Origin of the sequence: Bacteroides parvus (assembly GCF_017309675.2) — a bacterium.
Taxonomy (GTDB): domain Bacteria; phylum Bacteroidota; class Bacteroidia; order Bacteroidales; family Bacteroidaceae; genus Bacteroides; species Bacteroides uniformis.
In genome coordinates this window covers 3,745,103-3,759,299 of sequence record NZ_CP084680.1, presented here as the reverse complement: position 1 = coordinate 3,759,299, position 14,197 = coordinate 3,745,103, and the positions used below count along the sequence as shown (strand labels likewise).

The following is a 14,197-nucleotide window of genomic DNA, read 5'->3' as shown; positions in this document are numbered from 1 at the left end:
ATTTGGTAATTCCAAAAACTTCCCTTACTTTTGCGCCCCGAACAAGGAGAGGTGCTCGAGTGGTTGAAGAGGCACGCCTGGAAAGCGTGTATACCCCTAAAGGGTATCGGGGGTTCGAATCCCCCTCTCTCCGCAACAGTTCTGAATAAGATGAAAAACTAGCGGGTAAAGGTCTACAAATCTATGATTTGTAGACCTTTTTTGCTTGTCCTCCGTTTGCTTTGAAAGACTTGGAAACTACGCCTTTGTAAATTAATTATAGATAATGAAAGCTGGATGACATCTCCTTTCATAATAAGGCGATGGGATAATGCATTGCCACTGCAAAGCAAGTGCATGCTTTTTACAGTGCTACTGCATTCAGCTTTGCAGTGGCGCTGCAACACATATGCAGTGTCACTGCAGCATATATGCAGTAGCGCTGCAACACGTTTGCAGTCACACTGCAGCAGATGTGCAGCGACGCTGACCCGGTAGGTGTGTACGGGATTGTATCATGTTTCGTTAAGAAGATATTATAAACTATCCTTTGAATGTCGTATTTTTGTCTATCCGTAATTTAGAGTAGTCAAAGAAAGCTATGAAACACACTCGTATGAAACTAAAAACAGTGGTAAAGAACCTTCATGAAGGCTGGAAATTCCGGCAGGCGAGACTGACCAATTGGTATCCGGCTACAGTTCCGGGAGTAGTCCACACGGACTTACTGCAGAACAAGATTATTGAAGACCCGTTTTTCCGGTTGAACGAACGAGGATTGCAATGGATTGACAAGGAAGACTGGGTTTATGAAACTTGCTTTACTCTTGCTGCCGGCATGATGCGGAAAGAGAATATGGAGCTTGTGTTCGAGGGGCTGGATACTTACGCTGACGTTTATTTGAATGATGAATGTATACTGAAAGCGGACAATATGTTTCGCCGCTGGTCTATCCCCATCAGGCAGTACATCAGGGAGGAGAATAATATACTGAAGGTGTACTTCCATTCGCCGATAAAGATAGACGTCCCCAAATGGGATGCACTTCCCTACCAGTATCCGGCATCCAATGACCAGTCTGAAAACGGGGGCTTGTTCAACAAGAAGATAAGCATTTTTGCCCGTAAGGCGGGTTATCATTATGGCTGGGACTGGGGCCCACGTCTGGTTACCTCCGGCATCTGGCGTCCGGTGTATATCAGGGCTTGGAGCGATTTGAGAATCAACGATGTGTTTATCGAGCAGAAGGAAGTCGGTGCAGGCAGGGCCGTGATTGCCGGACATGTGGAGCTGGATGCCGATAAGGATATGGACGGAGTGCTGGTCACGATAACAGACGAGGCTACCGGAAGAGTGCTTGGCGAGTGGCAAGCGGATTTGAAGCGAGGCACCAATCGGGTGACCGTTGATTTTGTCCTTCACAAGCCGAAGCTGTGGTGGAGTAATGGACTGGGGGAGCCTTTCCTTTATCGTTTCCGTACGGATATCATTGCAGGTGGGGAATTGTTGGACTCTAAAACCGAAAGGGTGGGCATACGCTCTTTGAAGGTGGTACATCAGCCGGATAAGGACGGGCATACTTTCTATATAGAGCTGAACGGGCGTCCGGTTTTTGCCAAAGGAGCCAATTACATCCCTTCGGATAACTTCCTGCCGCGCGTCACTCCCGAGAATTATAAAAAGACGATTCTCGATGCCGCCGGTGTAAACATGAATATGTTACGCGTCTGGGGTGGAGGTATCTATGAGAACGATGTTTTCTATGATTTGTGTGATGAGTATGGAATCATGATTTGGCAGGACTTTATGTTTGCCTGCAGCATGTATCCGGCAGAAGGCGCCCTGCTCGATAATATCCATCAGGAGGCGGTGGACAATGTGAAACGTTTGCGCAATCATGCTTGCATTGCTTTGTGGTGTGGAAATAATGAATGCCAGGATGCCTGGCTGGGCTGGGGCTGGAAGCGTGAGATAGAACGGCAGAACAAGGAATATGCCGACAAGATTTGGGCACAGTACCGGCAGCAGTATCATGTCACCTTACCCGGGGTGGTCAGGGAGTATGCACCCGGAACCTTCTATTGGCCTTCTTCTCCGTTCGCATTCGAGGGAGAGATGTCCGGTACTACTGACGGGGACCGCCACTATTGGAGTGTCTGGCATGGTAAAGCACCCATTTCTGATTATGACAGCGAGAAATCCCGCTTTTTCAGCGAGTACGGCTTTCAGTCTTTTCCAGAGTTCGACTCCGTCAAGCGCTATGCTCCTTACCCCGAAGACTGGGATATACGTTCCGAGGTGATGATGTCCCATCAGCGTGGTGGCGACCATGCCAACGGGCTGATTGAGACTTACCTGTTGAATGAATATAAAAAACCGCGTGATTTCCGGGCATTCCTTTATATGAACCATGTGCTGCAGGGAGATGCCATCAAGACGGCCATCGAGTCGCACCGCCGCCAAATGCCGTATAATATGGGGACGCTTTTCTGGCAGCACAACGACTGTTGGCCCGTAGCTTCCTGGGCGAGCCGTGACTATTACGGACGCTGGAAGGCGCAGCACTATTATACTCGCAAGGTCTATGATGACATCCTGATTTCTCCGGTAGTGGAGGGGGATGATTTGAAAGTATATGCAGTGTCCGACCGCTTGGAGAATACTTCCGGCCGGCTGCAGCTCCAGGTCTGCCGGTTCGACGGAACCGTGGTTTATCACTGGGACAAATCTGTCGGCATTTCCGGTAATGACAGCCGTGTCTGTTTTTCCGCACCGTTTGCCAAGCTGCTGGAGGGGGCAGGTAGAGGAATGGTATATGTCCGCGTAGACTATACGGACAAATCGGGCAGGGTGTACCATAACAACTACTGTCTGGACAAGCAGAAGAATATGAATTATCCGAAAGTGGATTTGCAGGTCGAAGTCCGTTCCATTGAAGGCGGATATGAAGTGACGGTTTCGGCAGACAAGTTTGCCCGTGCCGTATGCTTGTCCGTTGCTGACAATGAAAGTGTATATAGCGACAATTATTTTGATGTCCAGCCGAAGAGCAGCGTGCAGGTACAGGTCAGGACGCGATTGTCTGCCGAAGCGTTCAACGCTTCGTTGAGGCTGACTTGCTTGAACAATGAATTCTGATAAGTTATGGAAAACAAAGCGGAGCAACATATTGAAATGTTACTCCGCTTCTCATTGAGATGTTGAAAAATGTGTTTTCAGGAGATTTAGTTGTTTTCTTTTTTAATGTCTATGGTCATGAACCGTTCACCGTCATATAGACTTTTGACGCGGATGTTCAGTCCTTTTTTCTCTTTTAGTTGTTCCGCTATATTGTCCAGCTTGAAGGAGGCCAGTCCGGTGCCCAGTGTGAGCTGGCTATCATTGTAGGCATTGTGGCGGAATTCGAGATTGACGTAATCCGGTTTGTCGTTCTCGCCGGTGGATGCTTCGTTGATGACCAGGTTCAGCATGTGCTTCTTATCTTCGTTGTTACTGTGGTAGAATTGATACTTGATGTTCAGATACTCACCCGTAATCCATAAATCCGTGGCGTTGATGTTGTCGTCTCCGATACTGTCCGCCTTTTCGGCAGGCATGGAGTAGATGTCTTTGGTCAGAATATTTTCGATGTGCTTTATTTGGGCATTGTATTCGTAGCCTGGAAGTTTCTCTTCCAGTTCGCGGAAGTAGATGAAAGCCCTCTGGCCGTCTATTACGGCATAGTTGTGAACATAGGTTGTGTCACTGGGATATAGTTTACTGCCTTCGTCCAGTGAGAAATAGTAGTCTTTTCCTTCGATGACCTTCACCGTACCTACGGCGAACAAAGTGTCATATTCGTCATCCCAATCGTCCAGGCATGATTGCAATACAATGGCAGTCAGGAATAAAAGCATGGATGCTGCCAATGTCATTCTCAGTTTCTTCATAAGTGGTAGGTTTTAGCTCTTTTTCTGTTTAAAACTTATTTTTGCATTCAGAAAATGCGGTGAAAAGCTAAATACTGCGTAGTATACTGTTAAAGAAATAAAAGTGTGATTTTCTTCTCTGCCTGATGCAGTATTTTTGCGCCAGTTGCATTTTTAAGGTAAACACGTGTTAAAAGAGAGAATGGAAGAACAGGAATTGGCAGAACGCTGTAGGCAAGGGGACAACCTTGCCCGCAAAGAACTGTATGAGCGCTATGCGGGACGCATGCTCAGCGTATGCCTCCGTTATGCAGGTGACCGGGAGACTGCCCAAGACCTGATGCATGACGGTTTTCTGAAACTTTTTGATTCTTTCGATAAGTTCACTTGGCGGGGAGAGGGCTCTCTGCGGGCATGGATGGAACGCGTAATGGTGAATACGGTATTGCAGTATTTGCGGAAAAATGATGTGATGAATCAGTCATCGGCCTTGGAGAATGCACCCGAAGCTTATGAAGAACCGGAAGGTTCGTCGATAGATGTCATTCCTCAAAAGGTGCTGATGCAGTTTATCAGTGAATTGCCTGCCGGTTATCGTACTGTATTCAACTTATATATTTTTGAAGAGAAATCCCATAAGGAGATTGCTCGACTATTGGGAATTAATGAAAAATCCTCTGCCTCGCAGTTGACGCGTGCTAAGGCGACTTTAGCGGCAAAAGTACGTGAGTGGATGAAAAGAAATGATTAAATGAAGGAACGTATGGAAGATGAATTGTGGTTGAAAAAGATAAAGGATAAGCTGGAAGACTATTCCGAACCGTTGCCGGTTGCCGGATGGGAGCGGTTGGAAAAGGAATTGTCCCTTTCCGGAACTCCGATAACCGGATCGCATAGGATGATGCCTTTCCGTCGCTGGGCGGTGGCTGCGGCAGCTGTGCTGCTGGTGGCAGTATCGTCCGTCAGTCTGTGGCTGTTGCAGAGTCCGGTAGGGAATGAAATGCGGCATACGTCAGTGCCTGCTTTGGCTGTGGCTCCGGATGTCTTGCCGGAACAGACGGTACCTGCCGTACGGACTAATCCCATAGAGCCTGCCTATCGGGCACATGGAAATGCATCGGCACCCAATAGGGAGGCAAGTCGCCCTTTGGTTGCACAACATATCAGAATATCGGTTGACGATGAGCGGCAGGAGGAAATGTTGCCGGTTGAAACTGCAGATGAGGCTGTCGGTATTGGGCAGCAGGCGGAAGAGCCGGTAGTGGAAGATACGGACCATGAGACCACAATGCAGGCAGAGGAACCGGAGAGAACAAGGAAAGACCGCTATCGTCCGTCAGGCCGAGACAAACTGCATCTTCCGGAAAGAAACAGTTCTGGTAGGGATGCTAAAGGATGGGCGGTTGGCTTGTCCGTAGGAAATACGGGAGGTTTTTCATTGGCGAATGAAGGGGAAGCGAATGTCATGTCGGACTACATGCCTGGAAGTCCTATTTATGGCGGTAACGTAGATTTATCCTCTACGGCCAATGGTATTGTCACCATTCCCGACGGGCAGGAACTGGTTTTCAAGGATGGTATGCCCTATCTGCAAAGACGCGAAAAGGAGATTGCGGATATAGACCATAAACAACCGCTCAGTTTCGGTGTTTCGGTGCGGAAAAACTTGGCGAAGGGTTTCTCTGTGGAAAGTGGGCTGACGTATACCTATCTTGCTTCTGACGTAAGGTATGAGGGCAGCTCGGAAAAGATAAGCCAGAAGCTGCATTATATTGGTATTCCGGTACGGGCCAACTGGAACTTTGTGGATACAAAGAACTTTACGATGTATGTTTCGGCGGGGGGGGCCATTGAAAAATGTGTGTATGGCAAGATTGGTACTGAGAGTGAGACTGTGAAACCGGTACAGCTTTCTGTCATGGGTGCTGTCGGTGCCCAGTATAACATAAGCAATAGGGTTGGCTTGTATGTGGAACCGGGAGTATCCTATTTCTTTGATGACGGTTCGTCGATACAGACTATACGCAAGGAGAACCCGTGTAACTTTACGTTGCAGGCCGGCATACGTCTTACTTATTGATGGCAGGACAGACATGTTTTTGTCCACTTTCTTGTAGATTCTGAATTTTCTTAATAACTTTCGGCCGTGTTTCTTCGTTGGTGGATGAAGGGACACGGTTTTTTATTGATTGAGAAGAAAGAAAGTAGGTCGGGACATGCCCGGCAATATAACAAACACGTAGTAAAATAGACAAAATGAAGATTAAAAAGAAAGTAGCCTTAAGCGGGCTATTGCTTTGTTGTGCAATCACGGCAAAAGCACAAGTGTGTATTACTCCCCAGGCGGAACAACGTGCCAGGGAGTTGGTTTCTCAAATGACTCTGGAAGAAAAAATCGATTACATTTCCGGTCCCAAATCTTTTTATATCCGTGCTGTGCCCCGGCTTGGTATACCCGAAATCAGGATGGCCGATGGTCCGCAAGGCATACGTAACAATACTCAAAGTACCTTGTATCCTTGTGGCATCTTGTCGGCTTCGACATGGAACCGTAAGTTGGCCAGAGAACTGGGACATGGTTTGGCCCGGGATGCAAAGGCCCGTGGGGTAAGTATTCTGTTAGGGCCCGGAGTCAATATCTACCGTTCTCCTCTATGCGGGCGAAACTATGAGTATTTTGGTGAAGACCCTTATCTGACGGGCGAAACAGCTAAAGAATATATCTTGGGAGTGCAGGAAGAGGGAGTCATGGCTACGGTGAAGCATTTTGCAGCCAATAACCAGGAGTGGAGCAGACATCATGCCAGCTCGGATGTGGATGAACGCACGTTGCAGGAAATTTATTTTCCCGCGTTCCGAAAAGCTGTGCAGGAAGCAGGAGTAGGAGCGGTCATGGATAGCTATAATCCGCTGAACGGGGTGCATGCCACCGAAAACAGCTGGCTGAACATTGATGTATTACGCAAACAGTGGGGATTTAAAGGTATCCTGATGTCCGACTGGACATCTGTATATTCCGGTGTGGGAGCCGCTAATGGAGGGTTGGATTTGGAAATGCCCGTCGGTAAATTCATGACCAGGGAAATTCTTATTCCGGCAATAGAGAATGGTATCGTGAAGGAAGAGACCATTGACGCCAAAGTCCAGCATATACTCCAGACATTGATTGCTTTTGGAGCACTTGATACTCCGAGAGAAGATAAATCTATCGATAAAGACAATGCACAGTCTAAGGAAATTGCACTTGACTTGGCGAGGGAAGGAGTAGTGTTATTGAAAAATGACAACGGTACGTTGCCTTACCGGAACGGTAGAACATTGGTAATCGGGCCTAATGCCGATATTATTCCCACAGGAGGGGGAAGCGGATTTGTCACCCCTTATTCGGTAGTGTCGCTCTATGACGGTATGGTTCAGTTGAAGGGCGGCAGACAGATAGAGCTGCTGTCTGACAGCCTTCTTTATAAGGATATGTCCCAACAGATTTATACGGATGACAGTTTTACGCAAAACGGTTTTAAGAGCGAATATTATAATACTCGTAATCTTACCGGAGAGCTCTTTCAGGCTGCCATAGAGCCTGCCATAGACTATGCCTGGAAATACGGTGCACCGTTCGACGGCATGCCGGTAGATCAGTTTTCTGCCCGTTGGACGGGAGTTTACAAGGCTGACAAGGATGGAACTGTCAAGTTCCAGCTGGCTGGCGATGATGGATACCGTCTGTTTGTAAACGATAAGCTGATTACCGGAGATTGGGGGAACCATTCATTCAGTACCCGCAGTGCATTTATGCAGGTCAGTGCAGGGGAGATATACCAGTTGCGTATTGAATATTTTGATAATGTGGGTGAGGCGACTGTCAGTTTCCAGGCAGGAATGATGGATGAGGAGCGTTTGGCCTCTTCACTGAAGCATGCCAGGAATGTTGTTGTATGTGCCGGGTTCAACAGCAGTACAGAAGGTGAAGGGTTCGACCGTCCGTTTGCATTGTCATACGGGCAGGAATATCTCATTAATAAAGTGGCTTCACTTCATGATAATGTGACTGTGGTGGTGAATGCCGGAGGTGGAATAGATTTCCGCAATTGGGGGCAGAATGTACAAGCTATTTTGATGGCATGGTATCCGGGGCAGGAGGGTGGAAAGGCCCTTGCCGAAATCATTACGGGCAAGCTTTCGCCAAGTGGCAAACTGCCGGTCAGCATCGAGGAAAAATGGGAAGATAATCCGGTATATGGTAATTATTATGACAATCGCAATGTACCTCATAAACGGGTGCAGTATGCCGAAGGTGTTTTCGTAGGTTATAGGGGATATGACCGGAATGGAAAACAGCCGCTCTATCCTTTCGGGTATGGACTGTCATACAGTAGTTTTGAATACAGTAATCTGAGTGTTGAGAAGACGGGGGGAAACCGGGTTACAGTAAGCTTTGACATCAAGAATACCGGAAAGATGGATGCTGCGGAAGCGGCTCAGGTATATGTGCGGGATGTGGAATGTTCTGTTCCGCGTCCATTGAAGGAGTTGAAAGGCTACGATAAGGTTTACTTGAAGAAGGGGGAAACCAAGCGCGTTCGGATATTGCTGGATGAGGAAGCCTTTGCCTACTATGATGTGGAATCACATCGGTTTGTAGTGGAAAAGGGGACTTTTGAGATTCTGGCAGGTCCTTCTTCAGCTGATTTGCCGTTGAAGGCAACTGTTGTTTTATGATAAAATAAATATCAAAACAAGAATGGCGGTATGAAAAAGATAATAATACTGATGGTTTGTCTGTGGGGATTTGGTAACAGCTTTACCTCGGCACAAACTACGGAGAAGGAGAAATTTATCTCCGATTTGATGAAACAGATGACGCTGGACGAAAAGATAGGCCAGCTTGCACAATGCACCTACCGGGGGAATTTTACCGGACCCGACGGTGGAAATATTCCTAAAGAAGAGTATGTCCGGCAAGGCAGAATAGGCTCTATGCTGAATGTGATAGGAGTAAAGGACATACGCCGTTATCAAGAACTTGCTCTGCAGTCGCGTTTGCGCATTCCTTTAATTTTCGGACTGGATGTTATCCACGGCTATCGTACCGGGTTTCCGCTTCCGCTTGCCGAGGCTGCAAGTTTTGATTTGGCCATGATTGAGGAAGCTGCACGCTACAATGCTTTGGAAAGTGCCGCCGATGGTTTGAACTGGGTTTTTGCCCCGATGGTGGATATTTCGTGGGACGCACGTTGGGGACGCGTCATGGAAGGGGCCGGTGAGGACCCTTATTATGGTTCTCGGGTAGCGGAGGCGCGTGTCAGAGGCTTGCAAGGAGACGATTTGGCGGACACGACGACTGTCATGGCATGTATGAAACATTTTGCCGGATATGGTGCACCGATAGCAGGAAAGGAGTATAATAGTGTGGATATGTCAATGGGCCACTTTGCCAATTTTTATATGCCTCCCTATAAGGCGGCCATAAAGGCAGGAGCAGCTACCGTGATGAGTGCTTTCAATGATTTTAATAATATTCCTTGTACTGCCAATGATTTCTTGCTCAATCGGCTATTGAAAGAGCAGTGGGGATTTAAGGGATTTGTTGTGTCTGATTATAATTCGGTAGAGGAATTGGTGAACCACCGTTATGCTGCTGACAAGAAAGATGCCGCAGCCAAAGCGCTGAATGCTGGTCTGGACATGGAGATGGTAAGTACCTGCTACTTGACTTATCTGAAGGAGCTTGTTCAAGAAGGGAAAGTAAAGGAGAGTGTGCTTGATGATGCAGTACGGCGTATTTTGGAGAAGAAATATGAGTTGGGATTGTTTGAGGACCCTTTTCGCTACTGTAATCCGGAAAGAGCAGCCAAAATACTCAATGCACCCGAAGTCCGCAATGCTTCGCTCCGTATGGCCGAGCGTTCCGTTGTATTGCTGGAGAATAGGGAATCCGTGCTTCCGTTGACGGCACAGACGAGGAAGATAGCCTTGATAGGAGGACTCTCAAAATCCCAATACGATATGGCAGGCGCTTGGGCCGCCACTACGGACCGGAGCAAAGTGGTGACCTTGTATGATGCACTGGTCCGGAAAGGACTGGAGGTGAACTATGCTGAAGGCTATGATATGAAGAGCAATCAATTGACCGGATTGCAGGAAGCATTGCAGGCTGCTGAGGCTTCGGATGTCATTGTTGTGGCGGTAGGCGAGAGATTCGGTCAGAGTGGCGAGAAGGCTTCCAAAGTGAATATAGCCATACCCGAGGGGCAGCAGAAGCTGGTGTCGGAACTGGCAAAGACTGGAAAACCTGTCATTGCTCTTGTCATGTGTGGGCGTCCGGTAATCTTCAATGAGATAAGGGAACATGCTGATGCGGTACTGTGTACTTGGTGGCTGGGAAGTGAGGCCGGCAATGCCATATGCAATGTGTTGTGGGGAGAGTATAATCCTTCGGCTAAATTGCCCATAACATTTCCTGCACACGTAGGACAGATTCCCATTTATTATCAGAATAAGAGCACCGGCCGCCCTACCGCATTGAAACAGACCTATAAGGCATCTTATATCGATGCTTCCACTGAGCCTGCCTATCCTTTCGGATATGGGCTTTCGTACACGGATTTTGGATATTCTGATTTGAAACTGCTGCCGGGCAAGGCTGCAGGCGTCCATACGGAGGTATCGGTAAAAGTGACTAATACCGGTAAGTGTGCAGGAGAGGAAGTAGTCCAGTTGTATGTGCAAGATAAGGTAGCGTCTGTTACGCGCCCGATAAAGGAATTGAAGGGCTTCAGGAAAATTCATCTGAATGCGGGTGAAAGCAAAACTGTAGTTTTTCAGATAACTGACGATGCACTGGGATTCTATGACAATGAGATGAATTATATGGTAGAACCTGGTGATTTCGTCTTTATGGTGGGTGGCAGTAGTGATGATGTACAGCAGATTACCTATAACTTGGAAGAATAGGGTTCTTGTCCTATAAATGAAAAGCAAGGCTGTCCGGATATGATTCCAGACAGCCTTGCTTTTCTGTTTTAGTTGGTTATCACATTCGTGAAATACTCTTTGAACAGTTTTTCTGCCCGTTCCAGTTGTTCCGGAGTATTTTCCTTTACTTCTTTCAATTTGTAATCCCATCCCATGGCTTCGTATTTGTGAACGCCCAGACGGTGATAAGGAAGTATTTCCACCCGTTGTATTTGCCGGTATTTGCCGAAACTTTCACCCAGTAGGCGGATGTCTTCTTCCGAATCGCTGTAACCGGGAACCAGTACGTAGCGCAACCAGGAGGGGCGCCCATGTTCTTCGAGCCAGGCAGCGGTGCGGAGTGTCTGTTCGTTGCTCCGTCCCGTTAGCGTGCGGTGGCGTTCGGGATTGAATTGCTTGATGTCCAGCAGCACGAGGTCAGTCAGACTAAAGAGCTCTTCCACCTTTTCATTCCAGATGCCTCCGTTACTGTCCAGACAGATATGGATGCCGTTCGCCTTCAGCTCCTTGAAAAGAGGAATCAGCGCTTCTGCTTGCAGGGTAGGCTCACCGCCGGAGAAAGTAATACCTCCTTTCTTCCCGAAGAATGCCTTTTGGCTGATAGCCATTTGCAGAATCTCTTCCGGAGTGGTGGGAGTGCCTCCTTTTACATCAATCGTATCCGGATTGGCACAATACAGACAACGGAACGGACATCCTTGCAGGAAAACGACGAGCCGGAGACCCGGCCCGTCGAATGTTCCCATACTTTCGTAGGAGTGTACATTTATCATATTACATTCTTTCGTGGAATGAACGGCTGATGACTTCCAACTGATGCTCGCGGCTCAACTTCACGAAGTTCACGGCATAGCCGGAAACGCGGATGGTGAGTTGCGGATACTTTTCAGGATGTTCCATGGCATCTTCCAGCATTTCGCGGTTCAGTACGTTTACGTTCAAATGGTGGGCACCTTTGGTGAAGTAGCCGTCCATCATGGTTACCAGGTTCTCTACACGTTCTTCCGGTGTCGGGCCCAGTGATTTGGGAACAATGGAGAACGTATTGCTGATGCCGTCCTGCGAGTCGCGGTAGCGCAATTTGGCTACGGAGCTCAAGGAAGCGATGGCACCGTTCTTGTCACGTCCGTGCATTGGGTTGGCACCCGGAGCAAAGGCAACACCTTTGGCGCGTCCGTCCGGAGTGGCACCGGTCTTCTTGCCGTACATCACGTTGGAGGTGATAGTCAGCAAGGAAAGGGTGGGACGGGCATTCTTGTAGACAGGCAGCTTTTTCAGTTCTTCGCTGAAATAGTAAACGAGGTCTACTCCCAGGTGGTCCACACGGTCGTCATTATTGCCGAAGCAGGGGAATGAGCCTTCGGTGTCGAAACCTTCGGTCAGGCCGATTTCGTTGCGGCGTGCAGTGACTTTGGCATATTTGATGGCGGACAGTGAGTCTATGGCGATGGAAAGGCCGGCGACACCGTATGCCAGATTGATGCGTGGGTCGGTATCGATGAATGCCATCTGGGCTTTCTCATAATAATACTTATCATGCATGTAGTGGATGATATTCATGGCCTCGTTGTAGACACGGGCTATTTCAGTCAGTACCTTCTTGTAGTTGGCCATAACTTCCTCAAACTTCAGTGTTTCGCCGGTCAATACGGGAATACCTTTCACCATGACAGTTCCGGTGTTTTCGCAACGGCCACCGTTGATGGCAAGCAGCAGGGCCTTGGCAAGGTTGGCACGTGCACCGAAGAACTGGATTTGTTTGCCGATGGCTTGGTAGGATACACAGCAGGCGATGCCGTAGTCGTCGCAGTTGCGCACTTCACGCATCAGGTTGTCGTTTTCGTACTGAATGGAGCTGGTATCTACAGAAACTTTGGCGCAGAAATCCTTGAAACCTTCCGGCAGTTCGGGACTCCACAATACGGTCAAGTTCGGTTCCGGAGAAGGACCGAGGTTGTATAGCGTCTGCAAAAAGCGGAAAGAAGTCTTGGTGACTTTCACGCGTCCGTCGTTGAAACGGCCGCCAATGGCTTCGGTCACCCAAGTCGGGTCACCGGCAAAGATATCATTGTATGATTGCATACGCAGATGGCGTACCATGCGCAGCTTGATGACGAACTGGTCTATCAGTTCTTGCGCAAACGTCTCGTCAATCTTTCCATGAGCCAAATCGTATTCGATGAAAATATCGAGGAAAGAAGATACGTTACCCAGTGACATGGCAGCACCGTCCTGCTCTTTGATGGCAGCAAGATATGCCATGTATACCCATTGCACGGCTTCTTGGGCAGATGTAGCCGGGTGGCTGAGGTCAAGCCCATAATATTCACCCATTACTTTGATATCTTTCAAGGCTCTGATTTGTTCTGCCACTTCTTCGCGCAGGCGGATACGTGCTTCGGTCATCGGGCCTGTAAGGTTACGCAAGTCCTCCTGCTTGGCTTCGATAAGTCGGTCGATGCCGTAGAGTGCCAGACGCCGGTAGTCACCGATGATACGTCCGCGGGCATAGTTGTCGGGAAGACCGGTCAGAAATCCCAATGAGCGGAAGGAACGGATTTCTTCGGTATATACATCGAATACGCCGTCGTTATGTGTTTTGCGGTAATGGGTGAAGATGTCTTTTACTTTATCGTCCACTTCCACTCCGTTTTCACGGCATGCTTTTGCTACCACGTTGATGCCTCCGAAAGGTTTGATGGAACGTTTCAACAGTTCATCGGTCTGCAAACCGACAATGAGTTCATTGTCCTTATCAATATATCCGGCTTTATGAGAAGTAATGGTAGATACGGTGCTATTGTCCAGTGAACGGACGCCATTGTTGTTTCTTTCTTCTTCGAGAGCTTTCAGACAGATGTCCCAGATACGTTTGGTACGTTCGGTAGGTCCCTGCAGAAAAGATGCATCTCCGGTATAGGGTGCGATGTTTTTACTGACGAAATCACTGACATTGATTTCTTTGCTCCAAAGCCCATTGGTAAAGGTTTTGTTCAATTCCATAAAATTTGTTTTTGTTAGTAGGTTAGATAATGTTATCCTTTAGAGCGCGCAAAAATACTGAATAAATTCCGTAATTTTATAAGAGAGATTCCCCTTTTTATGTTGAACAGCATAAAATAACTATTATTAGGTAGTGAATGTCCGGGGGAGTAGAGATGCTAATACTTTCTTTATATGTGGTTTACGAACAGAAACAAGAATCGGATAATAATCTGCATTATTTACAAATAATGTAGGTTTAAGAACAGTCGTATTCTGAACCTAATTCAGTCGTATAGTGAATGCCATTCAGTCGTATACTGAATAGGGTTCAATCGTATACTGAATGTGA

At 47.8% G+C, this 14,197-nt stretch carries 8 protein-coding genes and 1 tRNA gene; 6 read left to right on the top strand and 3 right to left on the bottom strand.

The window, feature by feature from the left end; all coding sequences use genetic code 11:
• The first annotated feature begins 45 nt into the window (after positions 1-45).
• Positions 46-133 (top strand) — tRNA-Ser (locus JXR92_RS15385).
• Positions 134-580: 447 nt separating this feature from the next.
• A complete protein-coding gene (locus JXR92_RS15380; RefSeq protein ID WP_138345578.1) occupies positions 581-3,118 on the top strand; it encodes a beta-mannosidase in 2,538 nt (845 codons plus the stop codon).
• An 86-nt stretch (positions 3,119-3,204) separates the two neighbouring features.
• On the opposite strand, the gene JXR92_RS15375 is transcribed toward JXR92_RS15380, so the two are convergent.
• Positions 3,205-3,909: a NigD1/NigD2 family lipoprotein gene (locus JXR92_RS15375; protein ID WP_138345576.1), complete on the bottom strand. Its 705-nt coding sequence runs from the start codon at positions 3,907-3,909 to the stop codon at positions 3,205-3,207.
• Between the two features lie 181 nt (positions 3,910-4,090).
• On the opposite strand from JXR92_RS15375, the gene JXR92_RS15370 reads away from it, so the two are divergent.
• The 4 genes from JXR92_RS15370 to JXR92_RS15355 all read left to right on the top strand — a co-directional run bounded on the left by JXR92_RS15370 (position 4,091) and on the right by JXR92_RS15355 (position 10,842).
• Positions 4,091-4,639 carry an RNA polymerase sigma factor gene (locus JXR92_RS15370; RefSeq protein ID WP_005831669.1) on the top strand — a complete coding sequence of 183 codons (549 nt, stop codon included), beginning with the start codon at positions 4,091-4,093 and terminating at the stop codon, positions 4,637-4,639.
• Complete coding sequence (locus JXR92_RS15365; protein WP_138345574.1) at positions 4,640-5,968, top strand: porin family protein; 1,329 nt, start codon at positions 4,640-4,642, stop codon at positions 5,966-5,968.
• A 176-nt stretch (positions 5,969-6,144) separates the two neighbouring features.
• On the top strand, positions 6,145-8,607 hold the full coding sequence (locus JXR92_RS15360) for a beta-glucosidase (RefSeq protein WP_138345571.1): 2,463 nt from the start codon (positions 6,145-6,147) through the stop codon (positions 8,605-8,607).
• Between the two features lie 30 nt (positions 8,608-8,637).
• Entirely contained in the window at positions 8,638-10,842 is a 2,205-nt protein-coding gene (locus JXR92_RS15355) for a glycoside hydrolase family 3 N-terminal domain-containing protein (protein ID WP_138345569.1), read from the top strand.
• A gap of 68 nt (positions 10,843-10,910) precedes the next feature.
• On the opposite strand, the gene pflA is transcribed toward JXR92_RS15355, so the two are convergent.
• Together pflA and pflB are read right to left on the bottom strand one after the other, a co-directional pair.
• On the bottom strand, positions 10,911-11,636 hold the full coding sequence (pflA, locus tag JXR92_RS15350) for a pyruvate formate-lyase-activating protein (protein WP_138345567.1): 726 nt from the start codon (positions 11,634-11,636) through the stop codon (positions 10,911-10,913).
• Between the two features lies 1 nt (position 11,637).
• Positions 11,638-13,866, bottom strand: coding sequence for a formate C-acetyltransferase (gene pflB / locus JXR92_RS15345; protein ID WP_117600363.1), 2,229 nt, complete (start codon positions 13,864-13,866; stop codon positions 11,638-11,640).
• Positions 13,867-14,197: the final 331 nt, after the last annotated feature.